This is a genomic window from Anoxybacillus sp. EFIL, from assembly GCF_013096955.1.
GTDB lineage: Bacteria > Bacillota > Bacilli > Bacillales > Anoxybacillaceae > Anoxybacillus > Anoxybacillus ayderensis.
Genome location: NZ_SDLH01000002.1, coordinates 193064 through 217842 on the forward strand (window position 1 = coordinate 193064; position 24779 = coordinate 217842).

Here is a 24779-nt window from a genome sequence, read left to right on the forward strand (position 1 = left end):
TTATACTGTTATCAGAAGTTCGATTTCACTAAATGACGAGGAGGATTTTAGTATGGCGTATTTTGAAAACGTTGACAAAGTGGTGTATGAAGGCCCGGCATCGGAAAATCCGCTTGCGTTTAAGTTTTATAATCCGGAAGAAAAAGTCGGGGATAAAACGATGGAGGAGCATTTGCGCTTTTCGGTGGCGTATTGGCACACATTTGTTGGGGATGGGGCAGACCCGTTTGGGGTTGGTACGGCGATCCGCCCGTGGAACCGATACAGCGGAATGGATTTGGCAAAAGCGCGTGTGGAGGCAGCGTTTGAGTTATTTGATAAGCTAAACATTCCATTTTTCTGCTTCCACGATGTCGATATTGCCCCAGAAGGAGCGACGTTAAAAGAAACGTATCAAAACTTAGATACGATTGTTGATATGATCGAAGAATACATGAAAACAAGCAAAACCAAGTTGCTTTGGAATACAGCTAATTTATTTACACATCCTCGTTTTGTACATGGTGCAGCCACTTCTTGCAATGCAGATGTGTTTGCGTATGCAGCAGCAAAGGTGAAAAAAGGCTTAGAAATTGCCAAACGACTTGGTGCAGAAAACTATGTATTCTGGGGCGGGCGTGAAGGCTATGAAACGTTGTTAAATACAAATATGAAGCTCGAACTGGACAATTTAGCCCGCTTTTTGCATATGGCGGTTGACTATGCGAAAGAAATTGGCTTTGACGGGCAATTTTTAATTGAGCCAAAACCAAAAGAACCAACGAAGCATCAATACGACTTTGATGTTGCAACAGCATTAGCGTTTCTACAGACGTATGGACTAAAAGATTATTTCAAATTCAACATTGAAGCAAACCATGCGACATTGGCAGGTCATACATTTGAACATGAACTTCGCGTAGCGCGCATTCACGGAATGCTCGGTTCGGTCGATGCCAACCAAGGCGACCCGTTGCTTGGCTGGGATACCGACGAATTCCCAACAGACTTGTATTCTACTACTCTTGCGATGTACGAAATTTTACAAAATGGCGGACTCGGAAAAGGCGGATTGAACTTTGATGCGAAAGTAAGACGCGGTTCGTTTGAACCAGAAGACTTATTCTACGCCCATATTGCCGGAATGGATAGCTTTGCGATTGGACTAAAAGTGGCGTATCGTTTAATTGAGGATCGTGTGTTTGAATCAGTTGTTGAGGAACGGTATAAAAGCTATACAGAAGGAATTGGCCGGGATATCATTGATGGGAAGGCCGACTTCCATACACTAGAGGCATATGCATTAAATCTTCGCGATATTTCCAATCGTTCAGGACGGCAAGAACGTTTAAAAACGTTGCTTAACCAATATTTACTTGAAGTTTGTGTAGCTCGTTAACGAAATGAGGGATGAACTTGGAACACGTCATTGGCATCGATTTGGGAACGAGTGCAGTTAAAGTATTACTTGTTGACTGGACTGGAAAAGTAAAAGGGGAGTGCACAGAGGCGTATCCCCTTTATCAACCATATTCAGGATATAGCGAGCAAAATCCAGAAGATTGGGTAGAAAAAACGATTACTGCATTACGAAAAGTGTTGCAAGTATCAAATGTCGATCCCAGTTCGATTGTCGGACTCAGTTTTTCTGGACAAATGCATGGGCTAGTATTATTATCTGAAAACAATGAGGTTGTACGTCCAGCCATTCTTTGGAACGATACAAGAACGACAGAAGAGTGCCGATTAATTGAAGAGAAAGTTGGAAGAGATAAGTTGTTGTCCATTACAAAAAATCGGGCACTTGAAGGGTTTACGTTACCCAAATTATTATGGGTAAAAAAGCACGAACCGCATCTTTATAAACAAGTCCGTACGTTTTTATTACCAAAAGATTATGTTCGCATGCGTCTAACGGGTCATATCGCTATGGAATATTCTGATGCAGCAGGAACGTTGCTCCTAGACATAAGTAAAAAGGTGTGGAGTGAGGAAATTTGTCAGGCGCTCGATATTAATATTCATTTATGTCCGCCATTAGTTGAGTCCACGGATTATGTTGGTACATTGTTGCCGGAAATAGCAGAAAAAACCGGATTGTCAAAAAATACAAAAGTATTTGCTGGTGGAGCAGACAACGCATGTGGGGCAATTGGTGCGGGCATTTTAGAAGAAGGACAAACGATGTGTAGTATCGGGACATCTGGTGTCGTGCTTGCATTTGAACAAACTGGTGAAAGAGAATTTGGAGGAAAAGTACATTATTTTAATCACGCAAAACCAAATTCGTACTATATTATGGGTGTAACGTTAGCTGCGGGATATAGTTTTGATTGGTTTAAGCGAACGTTTTTAAATCACATGTCTTTTTCTGAAATTGTCAAACGAGCGTATCAATCATCTATTGGAGCGAACGGACTATTGTTCACACCGTATTTAGTTGGGGAAAGAACTCCTCATGCAGATGCTGATATTCGTGCTTCTTTTATCGGAGTGGATGCTATTCATACATCATGGGATTTTGCGCGCGCTGTATTAGAAGGGATTACGTTTTCTTTAAATGAATCTGTCGAAATCATTAGAGCGAGTGGAAAACGTGTGGATACAGTCGTTTCGATTGGCGGTGGGGCAAAGAGTGAAGAGTGGTTACAAATTCAAGCAGATATATTCGCTACACCAATCGAAAAATTAAAGAATGAACAAGGTCCAAGTATGGGAGCTGCGATGATTGCGGCCTACGGTTGTAAGTGGTTCCCATCTTTAGAACACTGTGCTCGTATATTTAAAGACGTAGAACAAGTTGTTGAGCCGAATAGCCGAGCTGTAGAAAGATATAAAGAAATTTTCGAAATGTATAAAGAAATATACCTACAAACAAAGGAACTGTCGAAAAAATTGAAAGCGTTTAGACGATAAAAATCCCCCCTTAAAATAAATTGTGCAAGAAATAGCCTTCGCATGGAAGGCTATTTTTTTACTGCTTCTTCTAATGTGGCAAGCATCGATTGTTTTTGTTCATCTGTTGCATGATTCCATAATGCTTCAAACAAGACGCCAAGACCAGGCAAATATTTTTCTTCCCCTTGTTGAATCGCATCGACGATCGTATGTTCTAATTGGTCTTTTGAGCTGTTTGCGACGTTTGCCATCACGGCACCACGTAAGTTGAAGTCCATTGTTTTCACTCCATTCTTTATGTATTGCGTACGTAGTTTTTGCTATAATGGTAACTACTATTCATTAAAAGAGGAGAGAGAAAGATGGAAAAAGCAACATTTGCTGGAGGTTGTTTTTGGTGCATGGTCACTCCGTTTGAAGAGCTTGATGGCATTTACGGCATCGTTTCTGGATACACCGGCGGTGATGTGGAAAATCCGACATATGAACAAGTGAAAACAGGGACGACAGGGCATTATGAAGCGGTGCAAATTACGTTTGATCCGAGTGTGTTTCCGTACGAAAAATTGTTAGAGTTATATTGGTGTCAAATTGATCCGACGGATGATGGCGGGCAATTTCATGACCGCGGTCCGCAATATCGAACAGCTATTTTTTATCATAATGAGCGGCAAAAAACATTAGCGGAGCAATCGAAAAAACAACTAGAAGAAAGTGGACGTTTCTCAAAACCGATTGTCACCAAAATTTTGCCTGCGACAACGTTTTATCCAGCAGAAGACTATCATCAAAATTACCATAAAAAAAATCCGAAGCACTATAAAGAAGACCGCGCTGCTTCAGGTCGCGATGAATTTATTGCGAAACATTGGGGGAACAACGAGTGAAACGAATTGAATCAACAAAAAATGAGCGAGTGAAGCAATGGAAAAAACTTTCAACGAAAAAAGAACGCGACAAAACTGGATTGTTTCTCATTGAAGGATTTCATTTAGTCGAAGAGGCAATCAAAAGTGGCGTTCATATCGAACAACTGATTGTTGCGGAGCATGCGATTATTCCCGCAAGCTGGAACGTTGCACACATTCCGATGACGATCGTGACAAATGACGTGATGAAAACAATTAGCGACACGGAAACACCGCAAGGCATCGCAGCGGTATGCAAACAATTGCATTGGAACGTCGACGATGTACAAACCGCATTGTTCATTGATGCCGTACAAGATCCGGGGAATGTCGGGACGATTATTCGCACCGCAGATGCCGCAGGAATAGACGCTGTTGTTGTTGGAGAGGGAAGCGCAGATATATACAACGCAAAAGTCATTCGTGCCACGCAAGGCTCACTGTTTCATTTCCCTGTTATAAAAGAAGATATCGGGCAATGGATCGCCCGCTTTCAAAATAGGCATATTCCTATTTATGGCACATCGCTTCAACATGGGGTAGACTATCGTTCTGTCGCTCCTTCGTCATCGTTTGCATTAATTGTTGGCAACGAAGGGAGCGGAGTGAATGAGCAATGGCTAAAACAGACGACAACGAACTTATACGTGCCGATTTACGGGAAAGCGGAATCATTAAACGTCGCCATTGCGACAGGCATTTTACTGTATCATTTACAGAAAAAATAAACGTATGTTTGTACGATTACCTTGCACCTGATGGCACATTTGCTTATAATAAATGAAGAATTTCATGATGAAAAGACGATGATCGAGAAGAGTAGCTTGCCGATCGCCATTCAGGGAGAAAACGCCATAGACTGCGAGCGTTTTTATGGTAGAAGCAAGTGAATTCACCTCGGGAGTTGACGCTTGGACCATTTTGCATATGCAAAATGTAAAGGCGTTCCGGTGGAAGCCGTTATCTGAATGAAGTGAGCTATGCGAACGGCATAGCTAACAAGGGTGGTACCGCGAGTGCACTCGTCCCTTATGTGAGGGGCGAGTTTTTTTATTTATATAGATCAGAGGAGGGTTTTTATGAAGGAGCGGTTACAACAGCTTCAACAAGAAGCACTTGAAAAAATTGAACAGGCAAACGATTTAAAAGCGCTCAATGACGTGCGCGTCGCATATCTCGGCAAAAAAGGCCCAATTACAGAAGTGCTGCGCGGCATGGGGGCATTGTCTCCTGAAGAGCGTCCTGTGATGGGAGCGCTTGTGAACGAAGTGCGCGAAGCGATTCAAACAGCGCTTGAAGCAAAGCAAGCAACGCTTGAACAAGCAGAAGTCGAGAAAAAACTAGCAGCGGAAGCGATTGATGTGACACTTCCAGGACGCCCGATTAGACGCGGGAATCATCATCCGTTGACGCGCGTCATTGAAGAAATTGAAGATTTATTTATCGGCATGGGCTATACGATTGCCGAAGGACCGGAAGTCGAAAAAGACTATTACAACTTTGAAGCGCTCAATTTGCCAAAAGGTCATCCTGCGCGCGATATGCAAGATTCCTTTTATATTACAGAGGAAATTTTATTGCGCACGCATACGTCACCTGTGCAAGCACGCACGATGGAAAAGCATCAAGGACGCGGTCCAGTAAAAATCATTTGCCCGGGAAAAGTGTATCGCCGCGACAACGACGATGCAACACATTCGCATCAATTTACGCAAATTGAAGGGCTTGTCGTTGATGAACATATTCGCATGAGCGACCTAAAAGGAACGTTGCGCGAGTTTGCTCGCAAAATGTTTGGTGAAGACCGCGACATTCGTTTCCGCCCGAGCTTTTTCCCATTTACTGAGCCGTCGGTCGAAGTTGATGTGTCATGTTTTAATTGCGGCGGACACGGATGCGGAGTATGTAAAGGTACTGGCTGGATTGAAATTTTAGGTGCTGGGATGGTTCATCCGAACGTGCTGGAGATGGCGGGATTTGATTCGAAAAAATATACAGGCTTTGCGTTCGGGATGGGGCCAGAGCGTATTGCGATGTTGAAGTACGGCATTGATGATATTCGTCATTTTTATCAAAACGATGTTCGTTTCTTGCAACAATTTAATCGGGTGTAAAAGGAGGTTGGCATGATGTTTGTTTCATATAAATGGCTACAACAATATGTTGATTTAACAAATATTACGGCAAAAGAATTGGCTGATCGCATCACAAAAGCAGGCATTGAAGTGGAAAGTGTTGAGGTGCGCAATAAAGGAATACAAGGTGTCGTCATCGGACATGTACTTGAGCGTGAACAACATCCGAATGCTGATAAATTAAGCAAATGTTTCGTTGATATCGGTGAAGGAGAGCCGGTGCAAATTATTTGTGGGGCACCGAACGTCGCAAAAGGACAAAAGGTTGCCGTTGCGAAAGTTGGTGCGGTATTGCCTGGAAATTTCAAAATTAAACGCGCCAAATTGCGCGGTGAGGAATCGAACGGCATGATTTGTTCGTTACAAGAACTTGGCGTGGAATCAAAATTAGTGCCGAAAGAATACGCTGATGGCATTTTCGTTTTCCCAAGCGATGCGCCGGTCGGAGCGGATGCGTTAGAACTACTTTACTTGGATGACGAAGTGTTAGAATTAGGATTAACCCCAAACCGTGCCGATTGTTTAAGCATGATTGGCGTTGCTTATGAAGTAGCGGCTATTTTAGGACGGAGCGTGAAGTTGCCGGCAATCGAACTTCACGAAAACAGCGAAAGCGTTTATGATTACATTTCCGTACGCGTCGACGCGCCAGAAGACAATCCGTTATATGCGGGACGTATTGTGAAAAACGTGAAAATTGGTCCATCTCCGCTTTGGATGCAAGCGCATTTAATGGCAGCCGGCATTCGACCGCATAATAACGTCGTTGATATTACGAACTATATTTTACTTGAGTACGGCCAGCCGCTTCATGCGTTTGATTACGACCGCCTCGGTTCAAAAGAAATTGTCGTTCGCCGCGCGAAAGCAGGTGAAACGATCGTGACGCTCGACGATGTAGAGCGGACGCTGACAGAAGAGCATCTTGTCATTACAAACGGCAAAGAGCCTGTCGCTTTAGCCGGTGTGATGGGCGGCGCGAACTCGGAAGTAAAAAATGACACAACGACCGTGTTTATTGAATCCGCGTATTTCGCAAGCCCGATTGTTCGCCAAGCGGTCAAAGATCATGGGTTGCGCAGCGAGTCGAGCACACGTTTTGAAAAAGGCATCGACCCAGCGCGGACAAAAGAAGCGCTTGACCGCGCGGCGATGTTAATGGCGGAATATGCTGGCGGTGAAGTCGTTGGCGGCGTGGTGGAAGTGAACACACTGCAACGAAAAGATGTCGTTGTCACGATTACACTAGACCGTATCAATAATGTGCTTGGCACAACCATTACGAAAGAAGAAGTGGCAGGCATTTTAACGAACTTGCAATTTACGTTCACAGAAGATAACGGAACGTTTACGATTGCTGTTCCATCGCGCCGCCGCGATATTGCGATTGAAGAAGACATCATCGAAGAAGTGGCGCGTCTTTATGGATATGACAACTTGCCAGCAACTCTTCCAGTCGGGGAAGCAAACCCAGGCAAGCTCACACCATACCAAGCAAAGCGTCGTAAAGTACGCCGTTATTTAGAAGATGCGGGCTTGTTCCAAGCAATTACGTACTCGCTCACAAACGAGGCGAAAGCGACGATGTTTGCGCTTGAAACGGCGGAACCGATCCGTTTGGCATTGCCAATGAGTGAAGAACGAAGCGTCTTGCGGCAAAGTTTAGTGCCACACTTGCTTGAAGCTGCAAGCTACAACCGTGCTCGCCAAGTCGAAAACGTAGCGCTATACGAAATCGGTTCGGTATATTTAGCAACGAATGCAAACGAGTTGCCAAACGAAAAAGAGCGGTTAGCCGGTGTCTTGACAGGAGTATGGCATGCGCATGTATGGCAAGGAGAGAAAAAAGCGGTCGATTTCTACGTTGCAAAAGGCATTTTAGACGGTTTATTTGCGCTGCTAGGATTAGAGAACCGCGTGGAATATAAGCAAGCCAAACGCGAGCACCTTCACCCAGGGCGTACAGCAGAAATTTTATTAGATCATAAGACAATCGGTTTTGTCGGTCAGCTTCATCCGGTCGTACAAAAAGAATTTGATTTAAAAGAAACGTATGTGTTTGAACTAGACATTGAAGCATTGTTGAAGGCGGAAGTAGATGACATTCGCTATACAGCGATTCCACGCTTCCCATCCATTACGCGCGACATTGCCCTTGTTGTCGATGAACATGTCGTCGCGGGTGAGTTGCAAAAAGCGATTATCGAAGCAGGCGGCGAACTATTAAAAGACGTATCGATTTTCGACGTCTATAAAGGAGACCGCCTTCCAGAAGGCAAAAAATCGATCGCCTTCTCGCTCCGTTACTATGACCCAGAGCGGACATTAACAGATGAAGAAATAACAAACGTTCACGAACAAGTCATCAAAGCGGTCGAACAACAATTCGGCGCCACATTGCGCGGATAAAACGAATCCCCCATCTGATGCATAAGCATTGGATGGGGGATTTTATGTCCTTGGCGGATCGGTGGGGGCGTTTTTTATCTAGTCCGCCAAAATTGGCGGGGTTCGACAGCAAGTTTGTGGTGAAGAATGGAAAAAAGTGAAGTGTAATCAAACTATCAAAACGAAAGGAGCATTCCTGTTAGAAGTTTTTTCGGGGACTTGAATAAAAAAAGCCCTCTTGGTATGATTCGGGGGTGTCAATCGGATGAATTGACCCCTAATTTGGATACCAAGGAGGACTATACATGAATTCTATCTCAAACAAGAAGATTAATCAAGTCACCGATCAAACGCCCGTCGTTGGCATGGATATCGCGAAAAAGAAGCATTATGCCTGCTTTGTGGATGAGCGAGGGAGGGTGCTAAAAAAAATCGTTTCCCGTTCCGCAATCCAGAGAAGGGTTGGAATGGTTGTACCAGTGCATCGTGAAAGCGATGGAGGAATTTGAAAAAACGGAAGTGATCGTTGGCATCGAGCCAACGGGATATTATTGGCTCAATCTCGCTTACTTTCTTGACGAGAAGGGCATCTCTCTCGTGATGACAAACCCGATGCACGTGAAGCGCTCCAAAGAGCTAGACGACAATCTTCCAACCAAGCATGATGCGAAAGACGCGCTCGTCATTGCCCGGTTAGTGAAAGACGGCCGATTCAGCTATCCTCGTATTCTGAAAGGGATGGAGGCCGAACTGCGCGCAGGGGCGACGTTTCGATCCAAACTCGTGGAAGAGCAGGGAGCGGTTCGAAATCAGATGATTCACTGGCTCGATCGGTATTTTCCGGAATTTACGCAAGTCTTTCCGTCGTTTGGGAAAATGGCGCTCGCGGTGCTGGAATATACGCCATTTCCGAGTGATCTGGCAGGAAAAGAACTAGAAGAGGTGCTGGCCCTTTACCGGCAAAGTGAGGGATTACAATCGCCACAAAAACCGAAAGCGAAGAAGTTGATGGAATTGGCTCAACACTCCATTGGCGTAACGGAAGGACAACAGATGGCCCGTATCGAAATTGCCACACTTGTCCGCCGGTACCGCCAATTGGAGGAAGAAATCGAGGCACTGACCCAGCAACTAACGGAACTTGTGCAAACATCCGTGGAATACGAATGGCTCAAAACGGTTCCGGGCTTAGGGGATGCGACTATCGTGGAACTGTTATCGGAAATCGGGAGTTTTTCCCACTATCAGGATCCGCGCCAATTATTGAAACTTGCGGGCCTGACACTGCGGGAGCATTCCTCCGGCCAACACAAAGGGAAAAAACGGATCTCGAAGCGTGGAAGAAGGCGGTTGCGCGCCCTCCTCTTCCGCGTGATGATGCCGATGATCCGCCACAACGAAGCGTTTCGACAGTTACATGATTATTACACGACACGGCCCGATAATCCGTTGCGGAAGAAGCAATCCATTGTAGTGTTATGCGGAAAATTACTGAAGGTACTGCATGCGGTGTGTACGAAACGACAGGCGTTTGACGTGAAGTGAATGATGCAGGACATCTTTGGCCTCGAAACGGCTGCTTGATGCCTATAGTCTCGATTCTCTAGACAACAAGGATGACACGGAGAAGCTGGCGCGATATCATCCATTCGACCTTGAGTCCCTAAAGGAGCTTAGCCGGCCTCTGCCTGATGACTAGACCGAACGAAGGAATGTAGGCACAAGGATGCCAAGAGACATGGGAGGGTTCGTCATCATCAGCGATGCAGGGATCCAAGGTGCATCACATACGCTTCCCTCACTACAACCAAATTTAACCAGTAGTGGCCGCGAAGCGTACCCAGTCAATGTAAGATATACACATATTTAAGAAATAATATTAGAAACTTTGTCGAAAAATATTTTTTTGACACCCCCGGAACGGCTACAACCGTTGATATATCAACATTTATAGAGGGAGTAGAATTTAATGGAGGAGGATTTTTACTGGTCTATATTTAATTTTTCAGTTGGAATTTTTGGGATTTGGATGTTTTTTTACACAACACGACAAAGATTTTTTCATAGCAAAACTTTTAGTCGTCTTAAATATATAACCCCATTGCCTATATCTTTTAATTTTTGGCTTATTAAAATTTTGTATTTTGTTGGCGGATTATTATGTGTTGTAGTTGGAATATATGGAATGGCTCGTCCATTTCTCTAAGTAATGAGTATCCATGATGCTAGTATTGGCATCATGGATCTGTTTTTAGGGAATGATACGTATTACTTAGTTTATCGGATGAAACAGACGCCAACAACAACATCACAGCGGAATATACGTGGGACGCATTGGGCCGCCCGGTCACGATGACGAAAGCCGGAGCCACTTACTACTATCATGTGAACGGTCATGGAGATGTCGTCGCATTGACGGACGCAAGCGGAAATGTCGTCGCCCAATACGAGTATGACGCATGGGGTAACATTCTGTTCAAAACCGGTGCGCTGGCAACAGCGAACCCATACCGTTATGCCGGCTATTATTACGATGGAGAAACCGGGCTATACTACCTAATGGCGCGGTATTATGATGCGAACATTGGTCGGTTTATTACAAGGGATACGTTCCATGGGTTTGAGGATGATCCGCAGAGTTTGAATCAGTATGTGTATACGAAAAATAACCCTGTTAATTCTATTGATCCAAATGGTCACTACTCAAAGCGACTTGATTTAGGGTTCAATAGTTATATTAAGGTAAATATAGGTTGGCAAGAAATATCTGTAACAATTAATTTAACTCCTGGATTTTTAATAAGTACAGGTATAGGCTTTGGTGCAGGTTTAGCCGCCAGTTATGTAATAAAACAAGTTTTGACTTGGTATCTATTCCCGGTTCTTTCTAATATCATATTAACTAAGGCAGCAGAAAAAGTTGTTAACTATTTAGCAAAAAAGCTTTCAAAATCTGCATTTAAAAAAATAACCAAAGGATATAACTGGACAAAAAAATCTATATTCTATACGAGCTTGGTAGTTCCAAATCTAATATTTAGGTATTAAATTCGGGTATTATTGTAAATTATCAAGTTAATTCGGAATAGAATGGTCATTTTTTTGCAAATCCAAACGGATTTTTGCACGTTCATCCAGCAAAAATCTGCGGAATTATGCAAATTTCCTCCCTTCTGTTTACAGAAAAAAACATTCGGTTGCTTAATATGGAGCCACTGCGGACATGTGTTCTAGGGAAAGGTGCGAGCACTAATCCTTGTTTTGCTAGGCATTGAACCAAACATGTCCGCTACTCCATGTAAAACGGATACATCTAATTTGGAGGTTAAATTCCAAATTAAAGTGATTGGCTGACGTACAAGGGAAATAATAATCTTTAAATTTATATTGCCATGATTTTGGGAAGGAATGTTTTATACACACTATAATGTGATTTTGTAAAGTGTGAGTAACAAAGAAGCGTTCGGGTATAGTCAGTTTCTCATCCAGCACATGAACTTTTGTAGATCTATCTCTTGATTGAGAAAAAGAAGTGCTTTGAAGGTAAATTGAATTCAGAAAACGGAATATTTAATTTTTAGGAAACACACTTAGTTCGCAAAGTGGAATTTGATTTAATGAACTAATAATTTAATGTGCCATATTATGATTAAGTTAAAAATGGTTGAAATGCCCCTTGATTGAAATTTTTAGATTTAAATAAATTAGCCATAAGGATGGTGTAAAAAATGGAATTAACCTTGATGTCAATCATTTTTATTTTAATAGGGTTGTCTTTAATATGGCTATCTATTTTTGGATCTAATGTAAAAATTAAAGAGTCTTCCTCTGGAACACCAACAGATGTTTCTGACTTTTTTCTTATGATGATTTATAAACTTTTCCCTCCTATAATTAGAAGGATATTTTTATTTTTGTTGGGATTAGGTATTGTAATTGGATTCATATATTTACTGTTTTTGGAATTCTAGCTGATGACCTGAATCCGTGATGGATTGACATCGACTTTGACTTTTTTGCTGGTTTTATGGATGCGTGATCCACCATTCCCTTTTTATGTTTAAAACAGATGTCATCTTCACTCTCAGAAATGAAATAAATATCTTTTTTAGGTATATAAACCAAAGAAAAAACAAAAAAGGACAGAGGGTTAGGATGAGTACAGAATTGCGAACAATCGTTCGTTATACTCCTTCTCTCCATTTTATGTAAATGTTCAGAAGGGGCTCGCTATAGCCACTCCTTCGCGTCAGTTTCATCCAGATCTGTCGTGATCGGCGGACGAGTCGACCTGCCATCGTGATCACCGTCTGAATGATCGTCTTGATGCGGCGGCGTTTCACTTTATGATGTAATGGATGTCTCGGATCGCTTAATAGATCTTGTCCAATCAGACGAAGAAGGTTGTACACGAATGCTCCCATGACTAACACGAGCGCATTCGTTTTCATCTTCCCTGATGGAAGTCGCTCTAAATCTAAGTCGCTTTTCAGTTCGCTATGAAACTGTTCGCATGTCGCATGATCGTGATACAATGCGAGCACATCACTCATTCGAACATGCTCGTATCCTTCGAGGCGCACCCAGTAGCTTTCGACTTCGTAATCAGGAACGAGCATCAGCTGTCCATTTCGTTCCATCGTTCGTTCCGTCACTTGGGTGACTTGAACGTACGTATACGTGTGTCCATCGATTGCTGCTGTCTGTGGAAGGCATAACTCATACGTTTGTACTCCTTCTGTTTGTCCATCATCGACGCGTCTGCCCTTTTGCGAAGCGATCTGGAACCAAAGCGCTTTCGATTCTCGGCGTAAGTTTCGCTTGATGACAAAGTCCACGTCTTCCTTTAGACATACGTGCACATTCGCTTCCGCATCGTTTCCTGCATCCATGCGGACAAGCAGACGAGACGAGGTCAGCGGACGAGCTCGACGGATGGCGGTAGTTAAAAACGAAGGCATGTTGTCTTGTACATGTTGTTTCCCTGGACGCAGCTCGGCATGAACGATATACCCTTCCTTCCCTGCGTACGCAAACAACGGCGTAAAACCGTCAAATCCTTTATACGTTCGACTCACTCCTTCTTTCTTCGTATCGGAGTTGTCAAATGGGGAAGCATCTATATCAAGGGGAAGCCATGTCGTTTTCCCTTTCGCCCAACAAGGGGACAAGGTAGCGTGTTGTCGAACCAACAGACGCATCGATTCCTCCCAAATGATGGTTTCGATCATCGGAAGACAAGCGAGCTGATCGAGACGCTGTCGCAACGTTGGGGAGGAAGGTACGTGCCGAATGCCCATTGATGTCGAAAAGATATCGTCCTGACGATACGCTTCGATATGATCAAAATCCGTTTTTCCTGTGGCAAGCAAGCCAATCATCGAGCGAATGACATCGCTATGGGAAATGTGCACATCTCGACGAACCGTTGGGAGCCGAAGGGCGTTTACTCGTTTATCCAGCTTCGTTTGGTGCAGTAAGTGGCGAACAGTGCCTGGCACTGTTCGATAATCCATGCGAATGGCACCTATACCGCCTACGAGTATAATGATGCCAACCAGTTAAAATCGATTAAAAACTTTGGCGCGAACGGCAATGTCTTAAATTACTTCAACTACAGCTATGATGCCAATGGCAACATTACCAGTGTGGAAACCAACAATGGAACGATCACGTATCAATATGATGCGTTGAATCAGTTGACAAAAGAAACACTAGCAGACGGGACGACCATCACGTACGAATACGATGCTGTGGGGAACCGTACGAAGAAAATTGTAAATAATGGAACGACTACTACCACAACATACACGTATGACGCCGCCGACCAATTAACAGCGGTCAACGGACAAGCGTACACGTACGATGCCAATGGCAATTTAACGAACAACGGCAATAAGACATTTGTGTACGATGATGACAACCGTCTCATTGAAGTAAAAAATGTATCTGGTACAACCATCGCGTCTTTCACGTACGATCAGCTTGGAAGACGCATCAGCAAAACAACATCAAGCGGAACCATCTATTATCACTATGATGGTGACTCGAACCAAGTGCTATATGAAACAGATGCCAACAATAACATCGTGGCGGAGTATACGTGGGATTACCAAGGAAACCCAGTTACAATGACCAAGGGTGGGGTAACTTATTACTACCATATAAATGGTCACGGTGATGTCACGGCATTAACCGATGCAAATGGTAATGTTGTGGCACAGTATCAGTATGATGCTTGGGGAAATATTATTTCGCAAACAGGCACGATGGCTTCGTCTAACCCATATCGTTATGCTGGTTATCGTTATGATGAAGAAACTGGATTATACTATCTCATGGCACGTTATTATGATGCGAACATTGGTCGGTTTATTACAAGGGATACGTTCCATGGGTTTGAGGATGATCCGCAGAGTTTGAATCAATATGCTTATGCTAATAATAACCCTGTAGTGAATATAGATCCTGATGGGCAATTTGCCATGCTCATTCCTGCAGCTTATGCTGCGGCAGTGGCAGTTTTAGGCACTGCGTTAGTTTATTATGCAATTAAGGCACTTGATGCTGTGGGAGAATTAATTGATCAAAGTTTTGCTAGAGTAAAAACAAAACCGAACTATAGATCTAAATATGAGTTACATCATATAGTCGCACAAAAGGCCAAAAAAGCACAACCAGCTCGTAATGTATTGAGCAAGGTCGGTCTCAATGTAAATAATCCTCAAAACTTAATTAGCATTAAAACAGGGCTGCATAGAAGATTGCATACAAATAAATACTATGAAACAATTAATAACATCATGAATTATGCCTATAATAAAAAGTACAGTTATAAAACAAACAGAAAAAGAGTAATTGCAGCTCTTGATGCAATTAAAGTATGGTTAAAAACAAAGAGTTTCTTTTCACCGTTCTAATGGTGAAACTAGGTTGATTTTTCAGAATGGGCCGATTATAGCCTATTAGCATAACCATGCAAATGAGATTAACGTGGAGCCACTGCAGGTATGACTATAGAAAAGAAAAACGTCAGTAGACAAAATCCATCATACCCGTTACTCCATGTTAATCTCTATATTCTTAACCATTTAGAAGTTAAAGATTATACCTAAATCAAAACTTAAACTATTAGTGTCCTCGGTTAAGGAGGGATCAAAACATGTTTCAAATGAATCTAATAAAAAAACTAAAAACTTCTTACCGTATAAGACTGTCAGGAGATAATAAATTTTTATGTCATAATATGGATAGTAAGACGATTGTTTATGATTTAACGACTTGGGAAAAAATTATTGAATTAAACAAACCTAATTATCCAAGTGATATGAGGTTCTCTGAAAACAATAAATATTTATTAATTAAAAGCACTACAGGTACTATATATGTTTATAACACTGCGAACTTCCAGTTGGTAAAAAAGATCCAATCGAAAAAATCTTTTAAGTTGGTTGAAGGAGATACTAATTTTACCCAAGATAATTTAATGATTCTTTCTGTTCTAGAAACCAATGATGGGCAACAAATTGGAACTATTAACATTCATTCAGGGGAATACACGATACTCACAGAATTTAAAAACGCCATTACACTTATTTACTATAATCAATTCCTCAAAAATAGAAATTATCATTTATTTACATTAAGTTATGTAAATAACGAAACGGGTTATAGAGAGAATAAAATTGTTAAAGTTAAGGAACCAATTAACAAGCAGTCAATTGAGTTAAAAAGTCACCCGGAAATTTTAATTTGGGACTCTGTCATTTTCGACTCCATTCATGACGTCTACATCTTGGTAAACGGTTATGAAATAATCTTAGTAGACTCAGACTTTAAAAAGATTTTGAAGAGAGGACACATCATTGACAATGATTCTCCTATGGAACACATTGGATATTTCCAATACCTTCATCAATCAAATGATGGTAGGTTTATTGTAGTGACTTATAATGAAAGTGTAATTATCTTGAGATATGAGGATTTAAAAACCATATTAATTGAAAAAATTCCATATGCTTGTTTTGCTGAATTTAGTAACGATGACCAATATTTACTTGTTGGTACTTGGGAGAACGGGTACGTTTTAGAGAACAACTTACTAGAATATTTTTAGAATTGGTATCTGTACATGTCCTCTCCCATGGAACGAATACAATGCTGTCGGGAACCGTACGAAGAAAATCGTAAACAATGGAACGACGACGATTACCACAACATACACGTATGACGCCGCCGACCAATTAACAGCCGTCAACGGACAAGCGTACACGTACGATGCCAATGGCAATTTAACGAACAACGGCAACAAAACGTTTGTGTATGATGACGAAAACCGTCTCATTCAAGTAAAAAACGCATCGGGCACTACGATCGCAACCTATACGTATGACCATCAAGGAAGACGCATCAGCAAAACAACATCAAGCGGTACGACTTACTATCACTACGATGGCGACTCGATTCGTCTGTTGTATGAAACAGACGCCAACAACAACATCACAGCGGAATATACGTGGGACGCATTGGGCCGCCCGGTCACGATGACGAAAGCCGGAGCCACTTACTACTATCATTTGAACGGTCATGGAGATGTCGTTGCATTGACGGATGCAAGCGGAAATGTCGTCGCCCAATACGAGTATGACGCATGGGGTAACATTCTGTCCAAAACCGGTGCGCTGGCAACAGCGAACCCATACCGTTATGCCGGGTATTATTACGATGAGGAAACCGGGCTATACTACCTAATGGCGCGGTATTATGAGGCGAATATGGGGCGGTTCTTGACAAGAGATACGTTCCATGGGGTTGAGAATGAGCCGCAAAGCTTGAATCAGTATGCGTATACGAAAAATAATCCGGTAATGTATGTGGATCCGAGTGGGCACATTCCTATAATCGTAGCAGAGGCATTGGTCGGTGCTTTTATTAATGCAGTAGGTTATGTTGCAGAGCTTGTTACAAAATATGGAACTAGAAATGCTTTTAAACATTTTAGTGGGAAAAAGTTTGCAGTAGAGCTTCTTAAAGGTGCTGCTACTGGTGCTATAGGAGGAGGAATAGTTTCAAAACTCGCAAAAGCGGGACAACTCAGCAAAGTTGCAGAGAAGTTTCTAGCAGGACATTTAGCACCAGCTGCTTATTTGGTCTCTAATTTTGGGGATTTTAGTGCCGGCTCTTTCACCGAGAATCAAATTTTATCAATGTTTAATAACAATGTAGGAATTTTATGGGCAACTGCTAAGCCTTATGTAAAAAAAATATATGAAAAATATAAAAAATCACTAGTGTTGCATTAATTTGATTTTAATATTAAAAAGACTCACAATCTTCACTTATTTTATTTTGTGAAAAGAAAAAGTCCTTTATAATGGATAAGTCAGGTGGTAACCCGTCCAAATCCACTAAAAAGGACCAAACTCATGGACAAGATTACACGAAAAACTTCATTTGGACAATGGTTTTCGCCAATAAATCTTCAATTATTTGAAGAACAGGTGAAAACGATGAAATTAGATTACTATACGAAAAAATTAACGACAGAGTCATTTCTAAAATTACTGCTTTTTGCGCAATTGGAAGAAATCGAAAGTCTCCATGCGCTAAGCGATTGCCTTTTTGATGACCAGCTTCAAAAAGGGGTCGGCCTTAATTCTATCAGTATTTCACAGTTGTCACGGCGATTAAATGGTATAAACCCAGATCTATTTCAAAAGCTTTTTCTTGATTTAGTCGCAAAAATTCATGCCAAAACACAACACACAAAACGGGTCATGCCTTTAAAAATCATTGATTCAAGCACATTGCCACTTAATTTGACCAACCATAAATGGGCGAAGTTTCGCAAAACAAAGGCGGGTGTAAAGCTACATTTGCGCCTTGTGTTTATGGAAAAGGGGATATCCTATCCTGAAAAAGCTTTGATGACAACGGCAAGAGAACATGACCGTGGACAGCTTGAAATCATGGTGGATGACAAGGAATGCATGTATGTGTTTGACCGTGGCTACCTAGACTATGAGCGCTTTGATCGTATGACGGATGACGGCTACTTCTTTCTTTCCAGACTACGGAAAAACGCTGTTATACGGGAAGTTTATGATTTTAAACTACCCGAAGATACGAGTGTTTTGTCAGATCAAATGGTATTGATTGGAACAACTCAAAACCGTGCTGAAAATTACTTTCGCCTTCTAAAAGTGATGGATTCAAAAGGAAATGAACTCCATTTAATCACAAATCGTTTTGATTTAAGCGCCGAAGAAATTTCCGAGATGTACAAATCACGATGGGCTATTGAACTGTTTTTTAAATGGATCAAACAACATCTCAGCATCAAAAAATTCTATGGTCAAAGTGAATGGGCAATTCAAAATCAAGTATTTATCGCACTTATTGTTTTTGCCTACATGTTCTGGCACAAATTGAAACAAATAGTACGCGAAAAACCCTACAAATTAGCCGTTATTTAAGGGCTGCATTGTGGAAACCAGCGCATATCTGGCTTCGAAAAATTGAAGGAAAAGCCATCCCTTAATAAGTAAATTGTCGTCGTCGCACAGGTCTAATTGTCAATAAATTTCCAAATGGATGGGGGTCACCTTTAATTGGGTATTTACCTTTTTGGCCCTAAACAGGAAAAATAATAAAACTGAAAATTACGACAATATTTATGCAACACTAGTGATGATGTTTGTAAAAAACTAATCAAACTCGTAGTGCTAGTTCTCAACTAGCACTACGAGTTCATTTATCCATTATGTGAGGTGTTCTTAACATGCATCGGCATCTGCCTTTGGAAGAAGAAGTGATGAACATGTTAATTGGTGGTTTTTCCACAATAATGTTCATTGCAATGATTACATTAATTTTTCTTTGGAGAAGGAATACTACACAAAGAGCAGCATTTTTCTGGATTTTCGTACATTTTGTATCGTTCTTTATTGCTGTATATTTGGCATTAAAAGCAATTTCTTTTGACATTAATCATCCGATGGCGTCAGAAGAAATTTCCCTTCTTTTAGGTGAATCAGGGGCATTATGGGCAGGAAGTATGATTTGTCTGTTAGTTGGTATTTTTAAACTTTCAAAAGTAACGAAGGATGATAAAAAATAAGGTTCTGTAGTTGAATATCTGAATCCGTGACAAAGCATTTTTACAATAGATGCGAACCATTGATACCATAAGGAAAAACAACGTTGACGCATCAAAAGTAGGTGAATGTGATGAAAGATTTCCCGATTCGGTTTGTATTGACAGATGAAGCGATTACTCCAAGTGCTGGGCTTGCTCTCGTGGGCTACTTACTCCATCGAACGAAACTGGATAAACGGGTAAACGCACTTCGGCTTCCAACGGTTCGTCGAGAAGTGCACATTTCCCATAGCGATGTCATTCGCTCGATGATTGGCTTGCTTGCCACAGGAAAAACGGATTTCGATCATATCGAAGTATATTATCATGACGATATCTTTTCGGCATCAATGAGGATTCAACATGTGCCTTCCTCCCCGACCCTGCGGTAGCGACTCGATCAGCTCAATTGGCGTGCACACCGCAAAAAAATGGCGGGGTTCGACATCAAGTTGGCGGTGAATAATGGAAAAAAGTGAAGTATAATCAAATTATCAAAACGAAAGGAGGAATTTTTAAAATGATTCGTCAATTTGTAAGCATAGCAGTAGCGGTAATGCTTGTTGGAGGAGTTTTATTTGGCATAGGAAAAGATTCATTGGCAAATTCCAATCAAACGGGGATAAAAGAATCGGGGACGATTACTCCTCAATCGATTGCATCAAAGACAAAAACAACAACGATCCAAGTTGGACAAACCGTTCAAACTTTGTATGTGACAGGAACTTTTGAAACTCAGTATAGTGATGTTCATAAAAGGCAATTGTTTTCGGGAGTTAAATCGATTTCCTCAAAAGCATCCGGCAGTGGGACGTGGACACAGACAGGATATAATGCGGAATTAATTGACGGTGGTCGCACATACGTCATTACGGTATCGGGAAAATATTCCTATAATGGTGCAACATATACGATTTCAACAAGTATAGAATTTTATTGCAATGCTAATGGTTCTATTGGGTAGTAAGTGATAGCAAAGCAAAAGACTTGTCACAATCTTCGACAAGTCTTTTTATTTTTCAGGAAGGAATTTTATTGAACTTGTCGAACATTCCCTATTTGTAAATATTTGTGTAAGGTGCGATAGGATGAGTGAAAAAGAAAAAATAGCGAAAAAAATAAAGGAAATCGTGGAACAATTTATGTCGGAACCGCAACTGAAAGCACACATGTTGATGGCAATCGAGCAACATATGAAAGAGAGCGATTTGTTGTTTGGACGGTTGGCTTACTTGCATTATGACTTGTTTTCGACACAAGGAAATCACTCAACATATATCGCAGCGGCTATTGAATTGATCGTGCTTGCTGGCGATTTACTTGATGATGTAGTCGATCAAGATCGTTTCGAGGATACAGCTATTCCTCTTCATATTGCGATCGGGTTCTTGCTGCTTGGCCAGCAAGCGATTGCGAATGTATCGATTCCTAGTAATAAAAAATTAAAGGCACTGTCATATGTTACGTCTTGCTTGTTGCAAAGTGTACACGGACAACAGCTCGATGTGGCGTGTGACGTACAAACAGAAGCAGAATATATAAAAATGGTAGAGAAAAAATCAGGCTCTCTTGTTGCGATGGCTTGTGTAATCGGAGCATTATTAGCAGGAAAAGAGGACATCGCAACGCTTGAAACATATGCTCGCTACATCGGTATTGCAGCACAAATCGACAATGATCTTGATGCGCTATACAACTGGGATAAAAAAGCTGATATTCAAGCAAAGAAAAAGTCGCTTCCGATTTTGTATATGCTAGAAAGCAAGAACGATAACTTATGGAAGCAGTATTTCAACAACGATATAGACTACGATAGGATGTATGTCCAAAAAGAAAAAGCGCTTCAGCAAATGGAACAGGAAGGAGCGTTTTACTATGCAAAAGTGATGAGCCAGATTTACAAGGAAAAGGCTTTGCAAGAAATCGAAAAACTAGATGTAGATGATGCGTATAAATCTGCGCTGAAAACATTTATTTGAGAATGTTGGAGGGAGATTGTGATGCAACAAATCATTCGCTTTTTAGTAGAACATCCGGAAGTCATCGAAAAATTACAAAATGGTACGGTGAGCCTGATCGGTTTAAGTGAGTTAGAGGTAAAAGCGGTGATAAAGGTGTTTAGCGAATCGACTAGACCGCTTGGATATTGGAGATAAATCATGGCGATGAACCGAGAAGTTATCGTAATCATTGGTGCTTTTGTTGTGGCAGTATATTTAACCATTTTAAATGTAACGTACCCCTTGTTCGGCATTGATGTAGTTGAAAAGAAAAATGGTGATGTTGTTGTAAGCGGTGTTTACGAGTTCGGCTGGGCGAAGCAACATGGCATTCGACCGAATGACCGAGTATTAAAGATAAATGGAAAACATCCACTCTCCCACTTTACTGTCGAAAAATATCACGTCATCGAACAAGCAAAAACGATAACCATTCAACGATGGAATCAAGTTCAAACGTTGAGAGTGGATATGAAGTCGCATGGGGTTGCACAATGGGTATATTACATCCTTTTACCGACGGTCTTCTTTTTATTTACCATCCGTTTTAGCATTTTTTTGCTTCAGTTGCGACCGCATGGTAAATCAGCGACTGTGCTTATTTATTTGTTATTGTTGATGGGGCTTTGTTATGTGAGCGCCAGCCTATCAGCAAAATATGAACCGATTGGAAGACAAGTGTTTAACGGTACATTTTTAGCTTTACCTACCGTCTTTTTACATTTTGTTTATGAATATTTTGAGAAAGAGAAGAAAGTGTGGTTTGCGAAGACAAGTGTCTTTCTTCTTTATGGATTAAATATTTTGCTAGTTTTTGTTTTGCTTACGGCACCGTTTCATTCCATCGATGAGACAAACGCGCTATTGCTCGCATATTTTATCAACATGTCATCTGTTTTTACTTCGCTAGGGAAAGGGTGGAGAAAGCTTAGGGGGGATGAACTGCAACATACGATAAAAGGAATTGTATTGGCAATTAGTTTATCGACGATCCCGTTTCTTTTCTTTTATAGTCTCCCTATGCTAGTGATGAAAAAATGGATACTGCCAGCGGAATTAACCGTTAGCTTTCTCTTCGCCTTACCGATCGTTTTCTTTTATTTAATGGCAACAGATCAACTGTTTCAACTGCCATTTTCCATCGAGCGGTTGAAGTATCTCGGTTTGTTTGCATTATTCCCATCTTTTTTTATGATGATTGTGTACAATCAATGGATCCATCACTCTAGCAAATGGGCTGAACTTGTTGTTTTATTTTCTATCGTTTACATCATCGTCCTTGCTACTTTTTACATAAAAGAATGGTTAGACCGCAAATGGCGGACAAAATTACGTATGCAAAAACATTTTTATGAAGAGAGCTTGTATCGCATAAGTGAACAACTGAAAAAACAACGTACAGTAGAAGGAGCCATGTATTGTTTGGAAAAGGAATTACAAGAAATTTTGGACGTAGAAAAAATAGAGGTAATACAGTCCATAAACGAACCGCTTTCTTTCGAGTACAATGAAGCACATTGGGCGAATATCGTCCAAAAAATAAGGGGTGCTCCACTTTCGATCGGGCGCGTAATGGAACATCGCTCCTTATTTGTCGTGTTTATCGGTTCATTTCATGAGACATGTTTATGGTTAGTAGGGAAAAAGAAACATCCTCTTTCATTTCGCACCGAGCAAAAAGATTGGCTATCTACGATTGTTTATTATACGAGCATGACGATCGAAAACATGTTAAAAGTGGAGGAGCTATTGAAAGAGTTAGATCGATTAAAAGAGAAAGAACATTCGATTTCGTTTACTCGGTTGATGTTCCAATGGTCAGAAAGGGAAAGAAAAAAACTGGCGATCGATTTGCATGATACATTGCTTCAAGATTTAATTTTGTTAAGACGAAAAGTGGAAAACTTGCTTGTTCAACCTCTATGCGTGGAAGATATACAAAAACAGCTAAACGATATCGACGAGGAGATCCTCGATATCATTGATGTAACAAGAGAAATATGTCATGAATTAAGACCGCCGTTTTTGAGTCAGATGGGACTAAAACAAGCAATCTCGCAGCTTATTGACCGATTTCATTTACGTACGAATATAAAAGTAAAGTGGAATGTTCACATACAAGCTAAATTAGGAGAAGAACAGGAACTGGCGATGTATCGGATCATACAAGAATTGTTAAACAACGCCGTAAAACATTCTCAAGCATCAACGATCCAACTCGTATTCGATGCGCAAGATGAGGCTGTTCAACTTCGTTATGTGGACGATGGAGTAGGAATAGAGATGGAAAAATTAAATGATCATCATGGTAATTTAGGATTATTTGGAATAAAAGAGCGTGTGCAAGGATTAGGTGGAACATGCAAAATCGCGTCATCGCATGGATCTGGATTAGAGATAACGGTAACCATTCCATTATAAACGTACGGAAAGGAGAAATTGATGGAATGATTCACATTTTAATCGTCGACGATCATCGTCTTGTTTGCGAAGGTACGAAAAATGTGCTTGAACGTGAAGGAGATTTTCAAGTAGACATTGTGACATCTGCGAGCGAAGCAGAACAAATCGTCGAGCAACGTGCGTATGATGTATGTTTACTTGACTGGTGTATGCCGGATATGAGCGGTATCGAATTGGGTAAACGAATTCTCCAAAAACAGCCGAATGCGAAAATTGTCATCTATACCGGATATGATGTTGTTCCCTTTTTAAATTATTTCGTTGAATTCGGCATTACCGGTTTTGTTAGCAAAACCGCATCAAGCGAGCAATTGGTGACAGCGATTCGCTGTGCGCTACGAGATGAGGCGGTCATTCCTGTGCATGTATTGCGTCAGCTGTGCCGTTGTGGAGCAAAAGAAAATATGGATGAAAACGGACAACTGGCGGTGCTGAGTTCTCTCGAGCAAGAACTATTAATGGAAGTTGCTAACGGCTTATGTAATAAAGATATTGCAGAAAAACATCACACGAGCCAACGAACGATAGAAAGACATTTATCGCGCATCTTCACAAAGCTGCACGTATCTTCACGAATAGAAGCAGTGGAAAAAGCAAAACAATTAGGGCTCATTCCAGAGCATCATATGTTGTGAATGCCTTCACCGGATCGGTGAGGGCATTTTCTTTTTGAAGTCCGCCATTTCGTGTCGGTATCCGACAAAAAAATGGCGGGGTTCGACACCATGTTGGCGGTGAAAAAGAAAGAGAGAAGGGATATAATGGAGATGAAAGGAGCATTCTTGTTAGAAAGGTTTTGGGGGACTTGAAAGAAAAAAGCCCTCTTGGTATGACGCAGAGGTGTCAATGGAAAGTTGACCCTAACATCAGA

Annotated in this window: 17 protein-coding genes, 4 pseudogenes and 1 other annotated feature; of the genes and pseudogenes, 19 read left to right on the top strand and 2 right to left on the bottom strand. The window is 41.4% G+C overall.

Annotation, left to right across the window (positions count from 1 at the left end):
- Positions 1 to 52 precede the first annotated feature (52 nt).
- Entirely contained in the window at positions 53 to 1378 is a 1326-nt protein-coding gene (gene xylA, locus ES017_RS04045; protein WP_019416726.1) for a xylose isomerase, read from the top strand.
- A gap of 17 nt (positions 1379 to 1395) precedes the next feature.
- Positions 1396 to 2895 (top strand): xylulokinase, encoded by a 1500-nt coding sequence (gene xylB / locus ES017_RS04050; RefSeq protein ID WP_019416727.1) that lies wholly within the window; start codon positions 1396 to 1398, stop codon positions 2893 to 2895.
- 50 nt (positions 2896 to 2945) lie between these two features.
- Here xylB and sspI read toward each other — a convergent pair whose 3' ends face one another.
- On the bottom strand, positions 2946 to 3155 hold the full coding sequence (gene sspI, locus ES017_RS04055; RefSeq protein WP_019416728.1) for a small acid-soluble spore protein SspI: 210 nt from the start codon (positions 3153 to 3155) through the stop codon (positions 2946 to 2948).
- Positions 3156 to 3239: 84 nt separating this feature from the next.
- Between sspI and msrA the strand changes: the two genes are divergently transcribed.
- From msrA to ES017_RS15865, 6 genes and pseudogenes are all read left to right on the top strand, one after another.
- Positions 3240 to 3764 carry a peptide-methionine (S)-S-oxide reductase MsrA gene (msrA, locus tag ES017_RS04060; RefSeq protein ID WP_026011504.1) on the top strand — a complete coding sequence of 175 codons (525 nt, stop codon included), beginning with the start codon at positions 3240 to 3242 and terminating at the stop codon, positions 3762 to 3764.
- On the top strand, positions 3761 to 4513 hold the full coding sequence (locus tag ES017_RS04065; protein ID WP_042534099.1) for a TrmH family RNA methyltransferase: 753 nt from the start codon (positions 3761 to 3763) through the stop codon (positions 4511 to 4513). The genes msrA and ES017_RS04065 overlap by 4 nt, the downstream gene beginning before the upstream one ends.
- Positions 4514 to 4582: 69 nt before the next feature.
- Positions 4583 to 4818 (top strand) — a binding site (T-box leader).
- Positions 4819 to 4864: 46 nt separating this feature from the next.
- The gene (gene pheS, locus ES017_RS04070; RefSeq protein WP_009361815.1) at positions 4865 to 5899 is read left to right on the top strand and encodes a phenylalanine--tRNA ligase subunit alpha; all 1035 of its coding nucleotides are present in this window, start codon (positions 4865 to 4867) and stop codon (positions 5897 to 5899) included.
- Between the two features lie 15 nt (positions 5900 to 5914).
- A complete protein-coding gene (gene pheT / locus ES017_RS04075) occupies positions 5915 to 8329 on the top strand; it encodes a phenylalanine--tRNA ligase subunit beta (protein WP_171334843.1) in 2415 nt (804 codons plus the stop codon).
- A gap of 284 nt (positions 8330 to 8613) precedes the next feature.
- Positions 8614 to 9853 (top strand): annotated as a pseudogene (locus ES017_RS04080) (IS110 family RNA-guided transposase).
- Between the two features lie 750 nt (positions 9854 to 10603).
- Positions 10604 to 11356 (top strand): annotated as a pseudogene (locus ES017_RS15865) (RHS repeat-associated core domain-containing protein); the annotation flags it as partial.
- Between the two features lie 1136 nt (positions 11357 to 12492).
- Here the strand turns inward: ES017_RS15865 and ES017_RS04090 are convergent.
- Complete coding sequence (locus ES017_RS04090) at positions 12493 to 13824, bottom strand: IS1380 family transposase (protein WP_483296336.1); 1332 nt, start codon at positions 13822 to 13824, stop codon at positions 12493 to 12495.
- On the opposite strand from ES017_RS04090, the gene ES017_RS16195 reads away from it, so the two are divergent.
- The 11 genes and pseudogenes from ES017_RS16195 (at position 13789) to ES017_RS04145 (ending at position 24543) form a co-directional block, all read left to right on the top strand.
- On the top strand, positions 13789 to 15228 hold the full coding sequence (locus ES017_RS16195) for an RHS repeat-associated core domain-containing protein (RefSeq protein ID WP_171334790.1): 1440 nt from the start codon (positions 13789 to 13791) through the stop codon (positions 15226 to 15228). The two genes, ES017_RS04090 and ES017_RS16195, sit on opposite strands and share 36 nt — an antisense overlap.
- Positions 15229 to 15470: 242 nt before the next feature.
- The gene (locus ES017_RS04100) at positions 15471 to 16424 is read left to right on the top strand and encodes a YncE family protein (RefSeq protein ID WP_006324175.1); all 954 of its coding nucleotides are present in this window, start codon (positions 15471 to 15473) and stop codon (positions 16422 to 16424) included.
- A gap of 7 nt (positions 16425 to 16431) precedes the next feature.
- Positions 16432 to 17610, top strand: coding sequence for an RHS repeat domain-containing protein (locus ES017_RS04105; protein WP_483296338.1), 1179 nt, complete (start codon positions 16432 to 16434; stop codon positions 17608 to 17610).
- A 123-nt stretch (positions 17611 to 17733) separates the two neighbouring features.
- Positions 17734 to 18848: pseudogene (locus ES017_RS04110) on the top strand (IS4 family transposase).
- Between the two features lie 240 nt (positions 18849 to 19088).
- Positions 19089 to 19427: a hypothetical protein gene (locus ES017_RS04115; protein ID WP_094240630.1), complete on the top strand. Its 339-nt coding sequence runs from the start codon at positions 19089 to 19091 to the stop codon at positions 19425 to 19427.
- 110 nt (positions 19428 to 19537) lie between these two features.
- A pseudogene (locus tag ES017_RS04120) lies at positions 19538 to 19834 on the top strand (IS1380 family transposase); the annotation flags it as partial.
- A 131-nt stretch (positions 19835 to 19965) separates the two neighbouring features.
- Entirely contained in the window at positions 19966 to 20409 is a 444-nt protein-coding gene (locus ES017_RS04125) for a hypothetical protein (protein ID WP_216367417.1), read from the top strand.
- Between the two features lie 124 nt (positions 20410 to 20533).
- The gene (locus ES017_RS04130; protein WP_094240632.1) at positions 20534 to 21424 is read left to right on the top strand and encodes a polyprenyl synthetase family protein; all 891 of its coding nucleotides are present in this window, start codon (positions 20534 to 20536) and stop codon (positions 21422 to 21424) included.
- Positions 21425 to 21445: 21 nt separating this feature from the next.
- The gene (gene comX / locus ES017_RS04135; protein WP_004889116.1) at positions 21446 to 21601 is read left to right on the top strand and encodes a competence pheromone ComX; all 156 of its coding nucleotides are present in this window, start codon (positions 21446 to 21448) and stop codon (positions 21599 to 21601) included.
- 3 nt (positions 21602 to 21604) lie between these two features.
- Entirely contained in the window at positions 21605 to 23866 is a 2262-nt protein-coding gene (locus ES017_RS04140) for an ATP-binding protein (protein ID WP_253263350.1), read from the top strand.
- Positions 23867 to 23892: 26 nt separating this feature from the next.
- Positions 23893 to 24543 (top strand): response regulator transcription factor, encoded by a 651-nt coding sequence (locus ES017_RS04145; protein WP_094240633.1) that lies wholly within the window; start codon positions 23893 to 23895, stop codon positions 24541 to 24543.
- Positions 24544 to 24779 lie beyond the last annotated feature (236 nt).

Excerpts from the sequence above, each read along its gene's own strand:
- xylA (WP_019416726.1), top strand. The coding sequence starts at position 53 with ATGGCGTATTTTGAAAACGTTGACAAAGTGGTGTATGAAGGCCCGGCA.
- sspI (WP_019416728.1), bottom strand. The coding sequence starts at position 3,155 with ATGGACTTCAACTTACGTGGTGCCGTGATGGCAAACGTCGCAAACAGC.
- msrA (WP_026011504.1), top strand. The coding sequence starts at position 3,240 with ATGGAAAAAGCAACATTTGCTGGAGGTTGTTTTTGGTGCATGGTCACT.
- pheS (WP_009361815.1), top strand. The coding sequence starts at position 4,865 with ATGAAGGAGCGGTTACAACAGCTTCAACAAGAAGCACTTGAAAAAATT.
- pheT (WP_171334843.1), top strand. The coding sequence starts at position 5,915 with ATGTTTGTTTCATATAAATGGCTACAACAATATGTTGATTTAACAAAT.
- ES017_RS04090 (WP_483296336.1), bottom strand. The coding sequence starts at position 13,824 with ATGGATTATCGAACAGTGCCAGGCACTGTTCGCCACTTACTGCACCAA.
- ES017_RS04100 (WP_006324175.1), top strand. The coding sequence starts at position 15,471 with ATGTTTCAAATGAATCTAATAAAAAAACTAAAAACTTCTTACCGTATA.
- ES017_RS04115 (WP_094240630.1), top strand. The coding sequence starts at position 19,089 with ATGCATCGGCATCTGCCTTTGGAAGAAGAAGTGATGAACATGTTAATT.
- ES017_RS04125 (WP_216367417.1), top strand. The coding sequence starts at position 19,966 with ATGATTCGTCAATTTGTAAGCATAGCAGTAGCGGTAATGCTTGTTGGA.
- ES017_RS04130 (WP_094240632.1), top strand. The coding sequence starts at position 20,534 with ATGAGTGAAAAAGAAAAAATAGCGAAAAAAATAAAGGAAATCGTGGAA.
- comX (WP_004889116.1), top strand. The coding sequence starts at position 21,446 with ATGCAACAAATCATTCGCTTTTTAGTAGAACATCCGGAAGTCATCGAA.
- ES017_RS04140 (WP_253263350.1), top strand. The coding sequence starts at position 21,605 with ATGGCGATGAACCGAGAAGTTATCGTAATCATTGGTGCTTTTGTTGTG.
- ES017_RS04145 (WP_094240633.1), top strand. The coding sequence starts at position 23,893 with ATGATTCACATTTTAATCGTCGACGATCATCGTCTTGTTTGCGAAGGT.